The 15,875-nt window shown below is 71.3% G+C and carries 11 protein-coding genes and 17 pseudogenes; 11 read left to right on the top strand and 17 right to left on the bottom strand.

Features of this window, described 5'->3' with window-relative positions:
- Positions 1-511: 511 nt before the first annotated feature.
- A complete protein-coding gene (locus DA06_RS21715; RefSeq protein ID WP_418608371.1) occupies positions 512-880 on the top strand; it encodes a hypothetical protein in 369 nt (122 codons plus the stop codon).
- A gap of 212 nt (positions 881-1,092) precedes the next feature.
- Here DA06_RS21715 and DA06_RS21710 read toward each other — a convergent pair.
- The 3 genes and pseudogenes from DA06_RS21710 to DA06_RS21700 all read right to left on the bottom strand — a co-directional run.
- Positions 1,093-1,401, bottom strand: a pseudogene (locus DA06_RS21710) (pyridoxal 5'-phosphate synthase lyase subunit PdxS); the annotation flags it as partial.
- Between the two features lie 122 nt (positions 1,402-1,523).
- Positions 1,524-1,691: a DUF948 domain-containing protein gene (locus DA06_RS21705; RefSeq protein ID WP_418605999.1), complete on the bottom strand. Its 168-nt coding sequence runs from the start codon at positions 1,689-1,691 to the stop codon at positions 1,524-1,526.
- Between the two features lie 110 nt (positions 1,692-1,801).
- Positions 1,802-1,997, bottom strand: a pseudogene (locus tag DA06_RS21700) (hypothetical protein); the annotation flags it as partial.
- A gap of 50 nt (positions 1,998-2,047) precedes the next feature.
- Between DA06_RS21700 and DA06_RS21695 the strand changes: the two are divergent.
- Positions 2,048-2,281: a hypothetical protein gene (locus tag DA06_RS21695; protein ID WP_418605997.1), complete on the top strand. Its 234-nt coding sequence runs from the start codon at positions 2,048-2,050 to the stop codon at positions 2,279-2,281.
- Here DA06_RS21695 and DA06_RS21690 read toward each other — a convergent pair.
- A complete protein-coding gene (locus tag DA06_RS21690; protein ID WP_418608155.1) occupies positions 2,238-2,909 on the bottom strand; it encodes an ABC transporter transmembrane domain-containing protein in 672 nt (223 codons plus the stop codon). The two genes, DA06_RS21695 and DA06_RS21690, sit on opposite strands and share 44 nt — an antisense overlap.
- 102 nt (positions 2,910-3,011) lie before the next feature.
- Positions 3,012-3,217 (bottom strand): annotated as a pseudogene (locus DA06_RS21685) (CHC2 zinc finger domain-containing protein); the annotation flags it as partial.
- A 720-nt stretch (positions 3,218-3,937) separates the two neighbouring features.
- Between DA06_RS21685 and gltD the strand changes: the two are divergent.
- The 3 genes and pseudogenes from gltD to DA06_RS21670 form a co-directional block, all read left to right on the top strand.
- Positions 3,938-4,154: pseudogene (gene gltD, locus DA06_RS21680) on the top strand (glutamate synthase); the annotation flags it as partial.
- 87 nt (positions 4,155-4,241) lie between these two features.
- Positions 4,242-4,430, top strand: a pseudogene (locus tag DA06_RS21675) (DUF6058 family natural product biosynthesis protein); the annotation flags it as partial.
- On the top strand, positions 4,367-4,615 hold the full coding sequence (locus tag DA06_RS21670) for a DUF6058 family natural product biosynthesis protein (protein WP_418608153.1): 249 nt from the start codon (positions 4,367-4,369) through the stop codon (positions 4,613-4,615). The pseudogene DA06_RS21675 and the gene DA06_RS21670, both read left to right, overlap by 64 nt.
- Before the next feature lie 23 nt (positions 4,616-4,638).
- Here DA06_RS21670 and DA06_RS21665 read toward each other — a convergent pair.
- The 7 pseudogenes from DA06_RS21665 to DA06_RS21635 form a co-directional block, all read right to left on the bottom strand.
- Positions 4,639-5,013: pseudogene (locus tag DA06_RS21665) on the bottom strand (DEAD/DEAH box helicase); the annotation flags it as partial.
- A 1-nt stretch (position 5,014) separates the two neighbouring features.
- Positions 5,015-5,409: pseudogene (locus tag DA06_RS21660) on the bottom strand (peptide chain release factor-like protein); the annotation flags it as partial.
- Between the two features lie 447 nt (positions 5,410-5,856).
- A pseudogene (locus DA06_RS21655) lies at positions 5,857-6,066 on the bottom strand (LCP family protein); the annotation flags it as partial.
- 1,076 nt (positions 6,067-7,142) lie between these two features.
- Positions 7,143-7,519, bottom strand: a pseudogene (locus tag DA06_RS21650) (IMP dehydrogenase); the annotation flags it as partial.
- 8 nt (positions 7,520-7,527) lie between these two features.
- Positions 7,528-7,958, bottom strand: a pseudogene (locus DA06_RS21645) (alanine:cation symporter family protein); the annotation flags it as partial.
- Positions 7,948-8,364 (bottom strand): annotated as a pseudogene (locus DA06_RS21640) (1-acyl-sn-glycerol-3-phosphate acyltransferase); the annotation flags it as partial. The pseudogenes DA06_RS21640 and DA06_RS21645, both read right to left, overlap by 11 nt.
- A gap of 3 nt (positions 8,365-8,367) precedes the next feature.
- A pseudogene (locus DA06_RS21635) lies at positions 8,368-9,147 on the bottom strand (aminotransferase class I/II-fold pyridoxal phosphate-dependent enzyme); the annotation flags it as partial.
- Here DA06_RS21635 and argB point away from each other — a divergent pair.
- From argB to DA06_RS21615, 4 genes and pseudogenes are all read left to right on the top strand, one after another.
- A pseudogene (argB, locus tag DA06_RS21630) lies at positions 9,125-9,477 on the top strand (acetylglutamate kinase); the annotation flags it as partial. The pseudogenes DA06_RS21635 and argB overlap by 23 nt on opposite strands.
- Before the next feature lie 109 nt (positions 9,478-9,586).
- Positions 9,587-9,778 (top strand): PspC domain-containing protein, encoded by a 192-nt coding sequence (locus DA06_RS21625; protein WP_043499070.1) that lies wholly within the window; start codon positions 9,587-9,589, stop codon positions 9,776-9,778.
- A 160-nt stretch (positions 9,779-9,938) separates the two neighbouring features.
- Positions 9,939-10,502 (top strand): nitronate monooxygenase, encoded by a 564-nt coding sequence (locus DA06_RS21620; protein ID WP_418605996.1) that lies wholly within the window; start codon positions 9,939-9,941, stop codon positions 10,500-10,502.
- Positions 10,503-10,650: 148 nt separating this feature from the next.
- Positions 10,651-11,075, top strand: a pseudogene (locus DA06_RS21615) (N-acetyltransferase); the annotation flags it as partial.
- A gap of 4 nt (positions 11,076-11,079) precedes the next feature.
- On the opposite strand, the pseudogene DA06_RS21610 reads toward DA06_RS21615, so the two are convergent.
- The 3 pseudogenes from DA06_RS21610 to DA06_RS21600 form a co-directional block, all read right to left on the bottom strand.
- Positions 11,080-11,404, bottom strand: a pseudogene (locus DA06_RS21610) (WhiB family transcriptional regulator); the annotation flags it as partial.
- Between the two features lie 197 nt (positions 11,405-11,601).
- Positions 11,602-11,901, bottom strand: a pseudogene (locus DA06_RS21605) (glutamine amidotransferase-related protein); the annotation flags it as partial.
- Positions 11,902-12,285: 384 nt separating this feature from the next.
- Positions 12,286-12,468, bottom strand: a pseudogene (locus DA06_RS21600) (cell division protein CrgA); the annotation flags it as partial.
- Positions 12,469-12,611: 143 nt separating this feature from the next.
- Between DA06_RS21600 and DA06_RS21595 the strand changes: the two are divergent.
- Positions 12,612-13,430: an aldehyde dehydrogenase family protein gene (locus DA06_RS21595; RefSeq protein ID WP_418605995.1), complete on the top strand. Its 819-nt coding sequence runs from the start codon at positions 12,612-12,614 to the stop codon at positions 13,428-13,430.
- Between the two features lie 292 nt (positions 13,431-13,722).
- Here DA06_RS21595 and DA06_RS21590 read toward each other — a convergent pair whose 3' ends face one another.
- Entirely contained in the window at positions 13,723-13,902 is a 180-nt protein-coding gene (locus DA06_RS21590) for a hypothetical protein (RefSeq protein ID WP_418605993.1), read from the bottom strand.
- 444 nt (positions 13,903-14,346) lie between these two features.
- Positions 14,347-14,733, bottom strand: coding sequence for a hypothetical protein (locus tag DA06_RS21585; protein WP_418605992.1), 387 nt, complete (start codon positions 14,731-14,733; stop codon positions 14,347-14,349).
- 499 nt (positions 14,734-15,232) lie between these two features.
- On the opposite strand from DA06_RS21585, the gene DA06_RS21580 reads away from it, so the two are divergent.
- The gene (locus tag DA06_RS21580) at positions 15,233-15,655 is read left to right on the top strand and encodes a hypothetical protein (RefSeq protein WP_418605991.1); all 423 of its coding nucleotides are present in this window, start codon (positions 15,233-15,235) and stop codon (positions 15,653-15,655) included.
- Positions 15,656-15,875: the final 220 nt, after the last annotated feature.

Genomic DNA, 15,875 nt, shown 5'->3' with positions numbered 1-15,875 from the left:
TAGGTGAACCGCTCCGCGCCGCCAGAAGTATCGCGGGGCAGGTTCCACGACCCTCCGCAGCGCCGCTACGGACGCGCAGGGGCGAGACTCGGATCGGCCGACGGCGCCCGGGCAGGACTTGCGCGGGTGGCGTGGGAATCAGCTGAAGGGGCGGGGCGCCACCGGGTGCCTCGCCCCTTCTCGTGCCCCGGGCCGGAACTTCCGGGGATCTCACCGCGCGGCGGCCGGGAGTTCGTAGACCGTCGCGACACCGGTCGGAGGCGGCGCGAGGCGGAGGCAGGTCCTGGGAGCGGAGTCGCGAGGCCGGAGTCGCCCCTGGAGTGAGTCAGGGGTCGGAGCCGGGGCGTCCGAGGTCGGAGCGGGGTGGAGCGAGTTCGGGCGGGGAACTGCGGTGACGTCTCGGAATTTGAGAAGAACCACCTCGGGAACGGGGAGCATTCGGACAACGCATGGCGTCCGGATTCGGGTGGGACTAAGGTCCCGTCTCAACGCCCTTCCCCCAGGAGGTTCGATGCGCGACTCCGGCACTCCCCGTCGCCCGGGCTGGTCCAGCCAGCTCTCACCCGCTCGCAAGGGTTGGATGCTGATGGGCGGAGGCCTCCTCGTGACAGCCCTCCTCGCCTCCGCCGGCATCAACAGTTCCTTGCTCGCCGCGCTCCTCGCGGTGATGATGGGGATCGGTCTGGTGCTCGGCCTCGCCCCGATCTTCTCCGCCGGCACTCCTTGGTCCTCCCTGCGACGGGCGGGGCAGGGACGAGGAGGACCGTCGGCCGGACCGGTGGTCACTTCCTCGAGCGGCCGCCGTTCGCCGGCACCGGCTTCACCAGCACGGGCGATATCGTGGTCCCCCCTCTCCCTGGGGTGGAGCACACCCGCCTGACGCCGGCGCCCCGGCTGTGGCGGTTCACGCCGGGCGCGGACGAGCCGGAGCTGGTCGGCACCTACCACGGCGTGGCGTTCGGGTGGCAGAACCACCTCGACGGCGACAGCTTCCACGCGATCCTGCCCTCGAAGTACGTGGGCCACGTGGCGAAGATCGACGTCGGCACGTTCGCGGCGGACGTCACCACCGACGAGTCCGGCAACCCGACGGTGCTGACCCTGTCGGCCGGGGGTGAGCACCTCGGACTCGTCGACGTAGTCGACGCCGAGGGACTGCAGGACCTGGGCCTCCACGAAGTGGCCGATGCGGGCCTTGGCCATGACGGGGATCGAGACGGCCCCGATGATGCCGTCGATCATGTCTGGGTCGCTCATGCGCGAGACGCCGCCCTGGGCGCGGATGTCGGCCGGGACGCGCTCGAGAGCCATCACGGCGACGGCGCCGGCGTCCTCGGCGATCTTCGCCTGCTCGGGGGTGACGACGTCCATGATGACGCCGCCCTTGAGCATCTCCGCCATGCCTCGCTTGACCCGGGCGGTGCCCTGCTGCGGGGCGGGACTGTCGATGGCGAACTCGTTCTCAGACACGGTGACCTCGGTGTTAAGCGGTGGAAGGGCCGCGGTGCAGGCCCGCGCCGAGTCTAGTCGGGCGGTCCGCGGGCCCGGGAGGGTGTGCTCGGTGAGCTGCCGGACGGTGCCGCGGGTCTCGTCGAGAACCTTGCCGAGCTTGAGCAGGGCACGGCGAGGAAGATCACCAGCGCCACGAACGCGATCGCGGCGATCAGACCGGCGATGTCACCGACGGACATGTGGGCTCCTTGGGAACGAGAGGTCAGGCCCGGCGTCCGGTCCTGAGCCGACGCCGCCGGGAGGAATCTACCCTCCGACGGCAGCGCCCCGGGAACCGGCGTGGTGGGCCGTCCTCGGCGCCGACGGCGCCGCGGTGGTCCAGGTTGAGCAGTGCGGTCAGCCCCGGCGTCCACGATGTCGCGGCCCGGGGTGCCGCGGAGCGTCGCGACGAAGGCGACCCCGCAGGCGTCGTGCTGCCCGGTCGGGCGAGTACACGACCCGTGCGCGCGCGCGGGGAAAGGCCCGGAGACCTGAGGTGACTCCATCCGCGTGCTGTCCTCACTGCGGAGGCCCGGTCGGACGGCTCCGCATCGTCGTGGTGCTGATGTGGTGGGTCGTCGTCGTCCCGTGGAGGCAGATATTACTCGCCGATGACGTTGGGTTAACGGTATGTGTCCACATACTTGACCTCGCACCGGAGCCCGCCGCCCGAGACCCCAGCGCTCGCGTCGAGGACCTCCTTGACGCGCTCGGAACTGACCTCGCGCGCGGGACCATCACGAACATCATGACCGCCATGAGCACAGACATAAGGATCTGCATGAGGTAGTTGAGGAAGGCGACGAGGGAGCCGATCTCCATCTCTCCGGCGTCGATCCGGCCGCGCCGAACCAGATGACGCCCACCGACGAGGCGCCGATGATCAGCTGCACCGCCGGGAAGACCACGGCCATGATCTTCCGACGCAGCGCCGTCGCCATGAGCTCCGTGCTCGCCTCGTCGAAGCGGACCCGCTCGGTGGGCTGGCGGTTGAACGCGCGGACCACCCGCACGCCGGCGATCTGCTCGCGCAGCACCAGGTTGATCCGGTCGATGCGCTTCTGCATCACCTTGAACAGCGGCGCCATGCGCCAGATCGCCAGCCCCATGACGGCTCCGAGCACCGCGTCGATGTCGGCGGCGGTCTCCAGCCGGCCCGCATGGTGGTAGTCGTCGATGACGACGGTGAGCGGTTCCGCGCGTCGCGTCAGCCCCTGGACCACCCGGGTGCGGTGGCCGGACTCCCCGTCGAGCACGCTGGCCTGCGTGAGCTCCGCGTCGACCGCGCGCCAGAACTCGTCCGGGTCGTTCGCGTCACGGGTCAGGGAGAGCCGCACCACCTGGTGGGTGGGCGGCGCGGAGGAGAGCCAGGCGCTCAGGGTGGCGGACTTGCCGTAGCCCCGGGGGCCACGTACCACCGTCAGCGGCGCCTGCTCGACGAGAATCTCGAGGACCGCCTCGTCCACGACGAGGTCTCTGGGGACTCGCGCGCGGGAACGCGTCGCTCGCAAGGCTGTCGCGTCGCCGCCCTCGTCGCAGCCGAAGCAGTGCCACAGCCCGAGCTGGGGCCGGACGTGGAAGGAGGGGGTGCGCTCGTCGTGGAACGGGCACAGCCCCTTCATCGAGCCGCGGCGGGCTTGAGGGTGACGTAGGTGCCCACGACCTCGTCGATCCGTGCACGCTCGCGGACTGCCGCGATGTCCTCGCGCCGGATGAGGCCTGCCATGGCGTCAGTGTAGGCGTGGCCGTCCGGTACCCGGCCCCGCGCCCGGGATCAGTAGACCTCGGAGAGCATCCCGCACAGGCGGGCGTGCCACTGCTCCTCCGGCCTGCACCGAGATGATCGCGATGATGAAGAGGCCGGGACCACGAGCAGCAGGTCGATGACCCACACGCGACCTTGTCGAACCACCGTCCGTAGTAGGCGGCGAACGCGCCGACGGTGGCCGCGACGAAGGTCTGGATGAGCGCGACCCCGAGGCCGATCATCATCGACTTGCGCAGGCCCTCGATCGTCAGGGCGACGTCGCGCCCGGCCTGGGTGGTTCCCAGCACGTGGGCGTCGCTCGGAGGCTTGAGGAAGGCGCTCTGGTCGACCTGGGTGTAGGACCACGGCGAGACCAGCGGCCCCACGAGAGCCACGACGACGAGGAGCAGGTAACCGACCAGGCGACCACGGCCGTCTTGTTGCGCAGGAACCGGCGCAGCACGATGCGGCCGCGGGGAGAGCCGCCGCGAGTCGGGCGCACTGTCCTGCGCGATCTCCGGCAGCGTGGCGCTCAGGGGATGTCCTGGCCGCTCTGCTCGACGTCGACGGTGATGCCGGCCGGGCCGGCGGAGTGCTTCAGTACGCCGCCGTCTCCGCCGCCCTCGTCCGGGCGGCCGAGGACGGCCTCGACCCGGCCTCGCCCGACGTGTGGGCCACGATCATGGAGGCGACCCGTGGCTGACCCCCCAGGGCTTCCTGAAGCACCGCGAGCGTGAGCTCCCGGCCCGCCGGCCGGTGGCCGTGCGCATCCTCGACAACCGCGAGGTCTACACCCGCCGCCTCGAGGACTCCCCGGCGCTGACGCGCCAGGCGAGCCGCTGCATGGACTGCGGCGTGCGTTCTGCCACAACGGGTGCCCGCTCGGGAACTCATCCCCGAGTGGAACGAGCTCACCCGATGGCCGAGCCGGAGGCTCCCGCTGCCGGCCTACCCTGCTCTCCGGACGGGACGCCGATGGTGCACACCGGACTTCCTCGGTCCCGTGCAGGAGGCCGGTTCGGAGACGGCGCTGCGGGACTGGTTCCTCGGGCAGTGGCCGGCCGAGGAACGTGACGTGGCCGAGGCGGAGTGGACGCACGGGTATCTGTCCGGGCAGTACGTCTGCCTGTGGTCGGTCTCCCCGACGACGATCCGGGCGAAGGACGAGGTGATCGAGGAGATCAAGAAGGAGATCGCTGCGCTCGAGGAGGGCGGGGCTCGCGGGATCGCCTCGCTGCGGCGGTGGACCGGCTCGACGAGCTGGAGCCGCCGTTCACCGGCTACGACCGCAAGCGCTTCGGGGGGCCGACCTCACGGCAGGTGTGGATCGACGACGTGCGCACGACGCACCTTGCCCAGGAGCGTGCGCGCCGCTGATTCTCCGGGCGCGAGGCGTGCGGGCCGCGGCCGTCGGCCTGGAGGATGCGCGCGAGCATCTCGACCTTGTTCAGGGCGTGTGCGCGGTAGACCACCTGGCGGATGTTCTTGACGGTGGTCCCCTGGTCGTCGGGGTCCTGGGCGCGGATGTGCGTCGGCGCGTCATGTACGCCGCGCCATGGCCACGAGGCGCCGGGCATCGTGGCGGAGAAGAGCATGGTGTGGCGCGAGGCGGGCGTGCGCGAGAGCAGGGTCTCGACGTCGGGCAGGAAACCCAGGTCGAGCATCTCGTCGGCCTCGTCGAGGACGACGGTGCGCACGTGCGAGAGGTCCAGGATGCGCTGCTTGAGCAGGTCGATCATGCGGCCCGGGGTGCCGACCACGACCTCCGCACCCTTGTCGCATCGCCTGCTCCCGGTTCTGCAGCTGGGACTTCTCGTTCTGCATGGACACGACGATGCCGGTGGGCACGTGCGTGATGCGCACGGCGGAGTCGGTGGTGTTGACGGACTGCCGCCCGGGCCGGAGGAGCGGTAGACGTCGATGCGCAGGTCGTTCGGGTCGATCTCGACCTCGCCCGGGTCGTCCACCTCGGGCAGCACGAGCACGCCGGCCGAGGTGTGGATGCGGCCCTGGGACTCGGTGACCGGCACGCGCTGGACGCGGTGCACGCCGCCCTCGTACTTCAGGTGGGCCCACACGCCCTCCGACGGGTCCTGCGGCACGCCCTTGGTCTTGATGGCCACGGAGACGTCCTTGTAGCCGCCGAGGTCGGACTCGGTCGCGCCGATGACCTGGGCGTGGGGCGCTCGTCGCGGAACGCCAGCCACAGCTGGCCCGAGCGTCGTGCAGCCACGTCGCCGGGACCTGCTGCGCGTCGAGCTGGACGGAGATCGGTGCACCGAACGCGACGACGGGCGTCCCGTGAGGGCCAGGGACCGCAGCTCGGTGGAGACGCCGCCGGCGGTCGACCTCGGCGGCCGGAGGCTGATCGAGCTGCGCGAGAGGTAGCGGTTGTCGATGACGCTGCCGGAGAGGTCGACGGCGAGGTGGTTCACCGCGTCGGGGGCGGTCATCTCGGCGGTGACGGCCACGTCGCTCTCCCGCAGGTGCAGGGCGTCCCGGAGCGAGCCGGCGACCCGCTCCGCGAGCTCCTCACCGTCGACCGGAATCTGTGCGGCGCCTGCAGGGATCATGCGGCGCCTCCCGGGCGATCCGCGGCCACGTACGCTCCTGCTGCGTCCGATGCGGGAGATGTCCGAGCCGTCGCGACGGTCTTGCGCGCGCGGGCGACCCCGAGCGCCTCCGTGCCGTCGAGCACCTGGCAGCCGGCGGCACCCGCAGCTGCGCGTAGGGTCGTCGATCGGCTTGTCGAAGTAGAGCGGCACGCCGTCGAGAGCGTCGACGACGTTCTTGAACCCGGCGAAGTCCACGACGACGAAGTCGTCGATGACGATGCGGTCAGGTCCTGGACCGTCCGGATGGTGCAGGCCGCCGCCGCGCCGACGTCACCGGTCTGCCCACCCGTCTGGAACGCGGAGTTGAACATGGCGTCCTCGTGCGGCGTGGTCGTGCTGCCGTCGGGAAGCGTGCAGGCGGGCACGTCGACCAGCGTGTCGCGCGGGATGGCCGCGCCACGACACCCAGAATTCAAATGGCATCAAAAAACTTGGCACACTGTTGAGTTCTCAAAGAACAGACACACACCGGAGACAGAACCCGAAACAATTCCCGCTCTCGGACCCCCTCCGGGGCAACCTCTCAAACCTAACCCGTCCAACCCCGCCCCCGCAAATCCCCCCGGAGTAATCCAGGACACATTCACCAGGACAAAGAATTCGACACAGGCACCCGGCCCCCGCGCAGCACGAAACCACACTCAGAACCAGGACTCCCCCGGGACCGGCCACCCTCACGGTGTCCGTGCCTCCCTGGCAGGGCCCACCAATACTACACAGCCCCCGAACCCACGATCAACCCCCCACCCATGACCCCCATCACACAAATCGGAGGCGCCCGGCCTCCTTCCGTACGCTGCCCCGACCGCAAGCCCCGCCGTGGCAGCTGTGCGGCCGAGAGCCGGGCATCCGCGCGGGCTCCACTTCACAGCCAGGGCCGGGCATTCGCGCGGGCATCGCTGCACAACCGCCCCCACGGGCATCACTGCACAGCCGGCCACGGCGACGTGCGTCCACGGCCGTCGGCCGGCACCACAGCATGTCGACGCCGTGGCGCTTCAGCACCTCGACGCTGACGCGCGGATGAACACCGACAGTCTCTGTACCGGTGCACGCAATACCGGTACGGTTCTGTCCGAACTCAGGCGTGGACATGCATTTCCATAATGTGGAACCCGATCGATCCGGCGATGACGCCGGCACCTGGAGGGCTCATGGACAACCTCGCAGTACTCGCTCTACTCGCCTGCTACCGATCCTGGTGGTCGGCACACTCCTGCTCTGGCTCAGATGGCCTGCCAAGTACGCCATGCCCGTCGGTCTCGCGGTGGTCGGTCTCGCACCGAACTCCGGCCGAGATCGGTGCGCGCGGTGTGACGGCCCATCAGGATGATGCGCTCGGCGCCCAGCCGGCGCGAGGCCTGGACGGCCGAGAGACCGACCGCACCGTCGCCGATCACGGTGACGGTGCTACCGGGCGCACCCGGCCCATGTAGGCGGCGTGGTAACCGGTCAGATAGACGTCGGTCAGTGCGAGCAGCGACGGGTACAGGTCCTCGCCCGCGCCCGCCGGTGCGACCACCAGGGTGCCGTCGGCCTGAGGGACGCGGATCGCCTCCGCCTGGCCGCCGCCCACGCCACCGGCGCCGTACCAGCCGCCGTTGACGCAGGAGGTGTGGAAGCCCTCCTGGCAGAAAGGGCAGGAGTTGTCGCTGAACGCGAACGGTGAGCGCCGGTGGCGACGGCCAGCACGAGGCCGACGATCCACACCGGAACCCCGAAGGACTCCTCCACCGAGGTGGCGACGGTGTTGGACTGGGTCATGTTGCCGATGCCGAAGCTGGCCAGCACCGCGAAGACGGCGAAGACGAGGCTCAGGACGAGGCCGAACCGTGGGTGATGGCCCGGGCGAGGTAGGTACTGGGGGCCGCCCGAGACGTCGCCCCTGGCGTCCTTCGTGCGGAACCGCACGCCCATGAACGCCTCTGAGTACTTCGAGGCCATGCCCAGCAGACCGGTGACCCACATCCAGAACAGGGCACCCGGCCCGCCGAGGTGGATGGCGGTGGCGACACCGGCGATGTTGCCGACGCGACGGTGGCGGCAAGCGCGGTGGTGAGGGCCTGGTAGTGCGAGATGTCGCCGTCGGCCTCGTCCTTGCGCTTCCCGGTAGAACGCTCGGATCCGGTCCATGTCCGCCGTCACGTCGCCCGTGAGCGCCAGAGTGGGTCCGAGGCCGGCCGTCATCGTGGTGCGGTCGACGTATCCCAGCGTGACGGGCAGCCCGGTGGCCCGTGCGATGCGGTAGAAGCCCGACTTCCAGTACGGCGACGCGCTGCGCGTCCCCTCCGGGGACCACGAGGTAGAACCGTTCGCCCGCCTTCACCCGGGAGACGAGCTCGTCGACGAGCCCTGCAGGTTGGCGCGGTCCACCGGGATGCCGCCCAGCGCCCGCATCAACGGTCCGAACGGCTTCCTGAACAACGTGTGCTTGCCGAGGTACCTCACCGGCGCGCCCGCCCGCCAGCTGATCGCCAGCATGAGCGCGAAGTCCCAGTTCGAGGTGTGCGGGCGGGCGGAGTGGTAGAAGTTCCGCTGGCCGAAGCGGCACTGCAGCCCGCCGAGGCACTCGCGGTAGATCTGGATGGTGGCGCCCATGCCGCGCAGCGTCGGTGAAGCCGAACCGGTTCTCGTACACGGTCTCGTGCACGATCGACAGGCCCTTGGCCTGCGTGAGCGCGACGACGAGCGGCTGCTGCCAGTCGGTCATGAGCGGGGTGGACGTCGGTCTCCAGCACGATCGAGTGCAGGTCGCCGCCGGGGTGCCAGAAGCGGATGCCGTCGTCGCGCACGTCGAATGCGCCGCCGACCTTCCGGAAGGTGTTGAGGAAGGTCATCATGTCGGGCTGGGTGGCGCCGCGGACGGCCGTCCGGTAGGTGGTCCAGGTGACGGGGCGGGAGCACGCACCTCGCCGCCCGGGTCGACGATCGCCGCGAACGCCTGGTAGACCGCCTGCTTGCCGCCGTTGGTGACCAGCACCGAGTCGGGGAGACCTCGTACCCGGAGTCCCGCAGGGTCTTGGCCGCGATGGCCTCGCGCAGCACCGGCAGCCCCTTCGCCGGGGTGTAGCGGTGGTTCACCGGGTCCTTCGCGGCCGCGACTGCGGCCTCGACGATGTAGTCGGGCGTCGGGAAGTCGGGTTCGCCGGCGCCGAAGCCGATCACGGGGCGGCCGGCGGCCTTGAGGGCCTTGGCCCTGGCGTCGACGGCGAGCGTGGCCGACTCGCCCGCCGGCCCCGAGGCCTGGACGTCGAGCAGCACCTGTACCCCCGTGCACAAGGCCGAGGTGCTCATCCAGGCGCTGCCCTGGCTGCGCCGGTTCTCGCGCCCGCGTCGTCGTCAAGTACGGCGGCAACGCCATGGTCGACGACGAGCTCAAGCGGGCCTTCGCCAAGGACGTGCTGTTCCTCCACCAGGTGGGGCTGCGGCCCGTCGTCGTGCACGGCGGCGGTCCCCCAGATCTCCACGATGCTCGAGCGCGTCGGCCTGGAGTCGGAGTTCCGCGGCGGGCTGCGCGTGACCACCCCGGACGTCATGGACATCGTGCGCATGGTGCTCACCGGGCACGTGCAGCGCGAGCTCGTCTCCCTGCTCAACGCCGACGTCGCCCACGCCGTGGGCCTGTGATCAGGGTGAACTTCAGGGTCCGACCCCGATGCACGTGGCGGGCTGGTGCGCACCGTTGAGGTACCGACACCGAAAGGATCTGTCACTGACCGACATCCGCCAGTCCGTGGGCCGCACCGGCCTCGTCCGTCCGCGCGACACCCGCGTGATCGCGGGCGTGTGCGCGGGGCTCGGGCGGCGCTTCGGGCTCAGCCCGTGGGTGGCCCGGCTGCTGTTCGTGCTGCTGCTGATGGTGCTGCCGGGCAGCCAGTTCCTCGTCTACTTCATCCTGTGGATCCTCATGCCGAACGAGTACTGATCCATGATCCATGACGGCGGGGCCTGCTGCGGGGGCGGCGGAGGTCCGGCGCGGCGCGCCGTCGGGAGGATCACATCGGTGAGGAAGCTCTGCTCCGATAGCATTCAGGTGGAGTTCCGGGTGCGTGAGGAGGGGCGATGACCAGCGGAAAAGCCATGCGTTGGGGCGCGATCTCCGTGATCGCCGCAGCCGGCATCGCGGTGCTCGCGACCACCGCCGTGCCCCGCGCGCCGCGGACCTTCGGAGCCAGATACCCGAGGAGCACCGGCAGTTCGTCGACGGCCTGCTCGAGAAGTACGGCATCCCGCCACTGAGCGAGCACGACCAACTCGAACGGCTCGGGAGGATCGACGCCAGCCTCGAGACGAACACCGACGCCGCGCTGGTGGCCGAGCTGCTCGACGTCCACCTTCTCCCACCCGGGTGGCCCTGGTCGCAAGCGCACTCCGGAACCCCGCCGCCGGCGATGCTGGAGGCGGCCAGCGCAGGGGTGCCCGTTGCGGCGCTCGTCGGCAAGGGCGAGCACGCCGAGAAGCAGCTCGCCGCCGGAGTCGACCTCATCGTGGCGCAGGGCACGGAGGCGGGTGGCCACACGGGAAACGTGGCAACGATGGTTCTCACGCCCGAGGTGGTAGGGATCGCCGGTGACGTGCCGGTGCTGGCAGCCGGCGGTATCGCGACGGGACCCCAGCTCGCGGCGGCGCTCGCTTCTCTCAGGAGATGAGCTCGCTCCGGCCACACGGCTCGGCCGTTCGCATCTCTGGCTCGCCGGGTCTTCCGAGCCGATCGTCCCGAGAGGCTCTGTGCACGCTGGGATACCCGTTCCCCGACCGGCCGCAGCACCCGACGCGGCCCGAGGACAGGAGGGCTCGATGGTGCCACGCATCGTTGACAGTGCGGACGTGTCACCCGACGCGGTGATCGGTGAGGGGTCCTCCGTGTGGCACCTGGCGCAGGTTCGCGAGGGTGCGGTGCTGGGGAGGGGTGCGTCGTGGGCCGTGGAGCCTACATCGGCACCGGCGTGCGGATGGGGCGGAACTGCAAGGTGCAGAACTACGCCCTGGTGTACGAGCCGGCGGTGCTGGGTGACGGGGTCTTCGTCGGCCCGGCGGTGGTGCTGACCAACGACACGTTCCCGCGGGCGGTGAACCCCGACGGGTCGCTGAAGTCCGCGCACGACTGGGAGCCGGTGGGGGGGTCACGATCGAGGGAGGGGCGCGTCGATCGGGCGCCCCGGGGGCGGGTGTGCATCGCGCCGGGTGCGGGATCGGGCGCGTGGGGCCCACGGGGTCGCGGGCCCGGGGGGGCGGTCCGGGGACGCCGCGGCCACGCTTGCGGGCGACGACAACACCGTCGACGAACACCTCGCCGCCCCAGACGCCCCACGGCTCCTTGCGCTCGAGCGCGCCCGGCCAGGCACGCTCGCGCCGTCTGAACGGGGCACTCACGGCAGAGGGCCTTCGCCATCTCGACGTCGGCCGTGCGCTCGGCGAACCACAGGTCGGAGTCCTCGGCGGACTGGCACGGCGTGGCCGACGCGCCGGTGCTGGTGGGCGTGGAGAGGACTCCCCAGCCGGCCTCACCGTCGAAGGGTGTTGCGGTGGACCGGGCCGGGTCGTGGGCCAGGAGACGGATGATCCCTGGCTGATCTGGTCGAGTAGAGCCGTGAGCTGCACAGCTGCCTCCTGTTGGGTCGTTCTGTGTCCGGGGGCTTGGGGCCACGGGCGTCATCTACGACGACGGCCGCGGTCCCGATCGGGATCGCGGCCGGAGCATGCAGCTCAGGGGTGTGAGCTACGTCCGGGAGTCGATCCCCAGGGTGGTGTGCCGCCGTACTCGCGCGTGCCGGTCTTCGCGACCTTGCCGCCGAGGGCGCGGGCCATGGACTGGAAGCCGTAGCAGATGCCGAGCACCGGCACCCCGGCGTCGAACAGCTCGGGGTCGGTGGCCGGGGCCCCCTCCTCGTACACCGAGGAGCCGCCGGAGAGGATGATGGCGGCCGGGTCCTTGGCGAGGATGTCGTGCACCGGCGTCGTGTGCGGGACGATCTCGGAGTACACGTTCGCCTCACGCACGCGGCGGGCGATGAGCTGGGCGTACTGGGCCCCGTAGTCCACCACCAGGACGGGTCGCGGCGCGGCCGGCGAGGTCTCCCCCGGTCGAGCTTCTGGGGCGGTCTCGGTGGGCGCCGGACTGGGCTGCTCTGGGGTGCTCACGCCCGCCAGGATAGACGCCGGGCGCGTCAGCGCGTGCGGGCGGCCAGCCGCTGGAGGACGGCCGGGAGCGGCATGGGGGGCCTCGGCAGGTCGTCGGAGCGGCGATAGTCCGCCTGGAGAGCATCACGATGTCCGCTGACCGCAGCGGGCGGTCGGCGGGATCGACAGCGTTCCGGCGCCGACCGCGAGCTGTCCCGGGAGACGGGTCAGGGACGTCCGAGGGGTGCACGGTCCGTCATCGACGGCCGTCAACGTGCCTGGGCATTAGAGCTAGGACAGCGGGTTGGGGCCTCAGCGCCAGCGCAGCGTCATGAAGAAGCCCACGACCATCACACCGAAACCGATCGCGAGGTTCCAGTTGCCGAGGGCTGGGGACGGGCAGGCTGCCTTGGTCAGATAGGTGAGCACGACGGAGACGAGTCCGAGCACCATGAGGGTCACCATGGTGGGCGCCCACCACCGCGGGCTGGCGGCGGGTGTCGCCGCCGGACGCGGCTGGCGGGCGGTGCGGCGGGTCCAGCGCTCGTCGCCGACCGCCGTATCGACGTTCTCTCGTTCACGGGAGGTCCGACGACGGCGGACAAGATCGCTGCAGGGGGCCGGCGCGGAAGCTGCTCATGGAGCTGGGTGGCAACAACGCCCTCATCGTCTGTGCGGACGCCGACCCCGATCAGGTCGCCGGTGCGGTGGTTTCCGGTGCGTTCGGGGTCGCGGGCCAGAACTGCCTCTCGGTGCAGCGTGTCCTCGTGGCCGAGGGCCTCTACGAAGACGTTCTCGCTCGCGTGGTCGCCGGTGCCGCGGCTCTGGTGGTGGGCGGCAAGAGGGATCCGCGGACGGATGTCGGGCCGTTGATCTCGGAGGCGGACCCCGCGGTCGATCTCGCCACGCTGGGTCGTCGCGTGCGGCACGCCCGGCAGCGGGCCGGCCTGACGCTCACCGAGCTGGCCGCGCGGGTGGAGCGAGCGCCGTCGCTCCTCTCCTCGATCGAGAACGGGCGCCGCGAGCCGCGGCTTGCGCTGCTGAGCGCGATCTCGACCGAGCTCGGCGTCCCGGTGGCGGACCTCATGAAGAGCGAGCCGCCGTCGCACCGCGCCGCCCTGGAGATCGCGCTGGAGCAGGCCAGGCGTCCGCAGTACGTCGCCCTCGGGCTGCCCCCGGGTGCGGCCGGGAGCGAAGGTGCCCACCCTCGGTCTCGGCGACGTGAAGCTGGCAGGGGTGCTCGGGCTGTGGCTCGGATGGTTCGGATGGTCGACCGGTGCTCGCCGGCCCCGTGCTCGCGTTCGTCCTGGGCGGGCTCTTCGCATGCGTGCTCCTGCGTCGTCCGCCGCGCGGGGCGGGAGTCCGCGTTCGCCTTCGGGCCCTGGATGATCCTCGGCGCGGCACTGGCCACGGCCGCGGCGGTCAGTGACGTGCTCACCGGCACACTGCTGCCCTGACGGCCGCCGGCCCACACCGGGTCGCACCTGCTGGACGCCCTGACGACCGTCGGCTCACACCGGGTCGCTCCGGCTGGACGCCCTGACGAGCGCCGGCCCACGCCACGTCGCACCAGCTGGACCTGCTGGACGCCCTGACGACCGTCGGCCCACACCGGGTCGCACCTGGCTGGACGCCCTGGACGACCGTCCGGCCCGTGAGTCCCGGCGGGAGAGGTCGCCCTCGAGGGTGTCCCGTACTGCACCTCGGGGCTTGCGGGAGCCGACCTCGTACGCTCGGTGCGGTAGGTCGTCACCTCGACGACGGTGTCTCCCTTGCGGCGCCGATGGTGCCGAACTCCTTGCCGATGTCCCAGCAGGCGTCGCCCCAGGCGGCGAGGAGACGCTCGGTCTCGTCCGGGCGGGCGGAGGTGGCGAAGTCGAGGTCGTGCGAGACCTCGCCGAGGAACGCGTCGCGGACCGGCCCGCCCACCAGCGCCAGCTCGTGCCCGCGCCGGCGAACGCCTGCCCGAGCTCGCGGACGGAGGCGGGCGAGGGCCGCGAGGGCGGAGAGCGCGCGACGCTGCAGGTCGAGCCGGGATGGCGGCCAGCACGAGCGCGAGCACCACGCGGACTGCGTTGCCGAACAGGAGCACCTGCCTGCGCCGCCACCTGTCCAGCAGCGGGCCGGCGAAGGGGCCGACCACCGTGAACGGGAGGAGGAGCACCGCGGCCGCCGCCACCGAGCCGGCGGTGGCCATGTTCTGCGGGTTGAAGAAGAACAGCGTCGCCAGGCCGATCTGGAACGCGCCGTCACCGCACTGGGAGACCAGGCGGACGGCGAAGAGCTTGCGGAAGCCGTCGTTGACGGCGACTGTGCGCAGGTCGGAGAGGACGCTCATCGGACGCGGGTGGAGGGGGTCGGCACCGTCGCAGGTTATCCGCCGACCGCCGCACCCGCGGAACGCGCGCGGGCCCCCGGCGGACCCGGCCGTCGCCGACGGGCCCCGAACGGTTGCCGCCGGCATCGGCGGAGCGCGGCTCGTGGCGAGCATCGCGACGAGGTCCAGGAAGATCGCGAGGTGACGGGCCCGCTCGCGCCCGTGGCGCCGTCGGACATCGTCAGGTAACGGAACCGGCCCTCCCACAGCCTCTCCTGGGCCGGCTTGGGCGAGAGCGTGACGACGGTGCCGATCGGCGGGGCGCCGTCGTCGTCCCCGTGCGGGGGGTCGCGCTCGCGGAAGGCGGTGACCTCGTGGGCGAGGCGGAGGAAGTTGTCGTCGGTCATGGAGGCGCCGACCACGAGGAGGTGCCGCGTGAGCATGAGCGCCTGCACCGCCGATGACGGGGCGGGAGAGCGCGTCGTAGGTGACGACGTCGCTGCGCGAGAGGACGATCGACTCCGGGCGGGCGACGTCGCCGTGCATCTTCAGCACCCACGGCGTGCCCGGCTCGACGGCGCCGCCCGGCAGCACCGTCACCGGCCGCTGGTACGCGTCCGCGGCCGCCGTTGAACCCGTACTTGAGGACCATCTCGAGGGTCAGCAGGAGCAGCATCCCGCCGGTGACGAACGCCATCACCTTGTAGCTGCGGAACGCGCTGCGGGCCTTCCGCTCACGCTCGACGACGGCGGGCGGGGCTGCGGGGGGTCGTGCGGTCGGTGCTCATGGGGTCCTCTCGGGTGATGGTGCCCTCCCAGTCTCTCAGGTGCGGGGGGCGGCCTTCCGGACCGGTCGGGCAGAGCCCGGCCGTCCGGGCGGCCGTCCGCCCGCCCGGTAATTCGGTCGCTCGCCGTGCCGCCGGACGCGTAGCCTGCTCCTTCGTGCTCGACGTCCCCCGGGGGCATCCCGGACATCCCCCGCTGACCCGCCCCGTCGCCCTGCTCGGGTGGCTGGCGCGCCGCGAGGCCGGGGTCCTCGCGTTCGCCGTCGCGCTCGGCATCGGCCGGCGCCGTACTTCAGCGCGTTCGTGGCCAGCTTCGGTGGTGACCAGGGCGAGGTTGTGGTGCACGGAGGAGTTCGAGAGCTCGTCGGTGTTGAGCTCCACCGACCGCGCCGCCGCCTCCATCACCGCACGCCGAAGCACCGGCAGCTCGTCTGCGTCGGTGAACTCCCAGCGGCCGGCAGGGCGCGCCGACCGGACGTCGGGCCGGTGGTCCGTCGTCGGGGGCGTTCGCTCGGGAAGCTGGTCAGTACGCATTTTCAGGTCCACGATACGGGGACGGGCGGCCAGGGGGCTGACCTGAGTCACGTGATCTTCTACAGTGCCAGGCTTCAATACTGGCACGAGGGTACGGGCCGACGGGCGTGCTCGCCCGTCGGGGCGGCGACGCGCGGGCGTACGGCGGGTTCTCGACATGTGCCCGGACTCAGACGGCGTCGCGCTGGCCGCCGAGTCCTGCGGCGTCGGAGGCGGGGTCGCCGTCCGGGAATCCGGGGTCGTTCTCGACGACGTCGAGCACCTCG

It is taken from the genome of Georgenia sp. SUBG003, assembly GCF_000715355.2.
In the GTDB taxonomy this organism is placed as follows: Bacteria; Actinomycetota; Actinomycetes; order Actinomycetales; family Actinomycetaceae; genus Georgenia.
The sequence above is the reverse complement of the archived record's forward strand: the minus strand, read 5'-3'. Positions and strand labels throughout refer to the sequence as shown.

Coding starts and splice junctions, on each gene's coding strand:
- DA06_RS21715 (WP_418608371.1), top strand. CDS start 512: ATGCGCGACTCCGGCACTCCCCGTCGCCCGGGCTGGTCCAGCCAGCTC.
- DA06_RS21705 (WP_418605999.1), bottom strand. CDS start 1,691: ATGTCCGTCGGTGACATCGCCGGTCTGATCGCCGCGATCGCGTTCGTG.
- DA06_RS21595 (WP_418605995.1), top strand. CDS start 12,612: ATGGAGCTGGGTGGCAACAACGCCCTCATCGTCTGTGCGGACGCCGAC.
- DA06_RS21585 (WP_418605992.1), bottom strand. CDS start 14,733: ATGCTCACGCGGCACCTCCTCGTGGTCGGCGCCTCCATGACCGACGAC.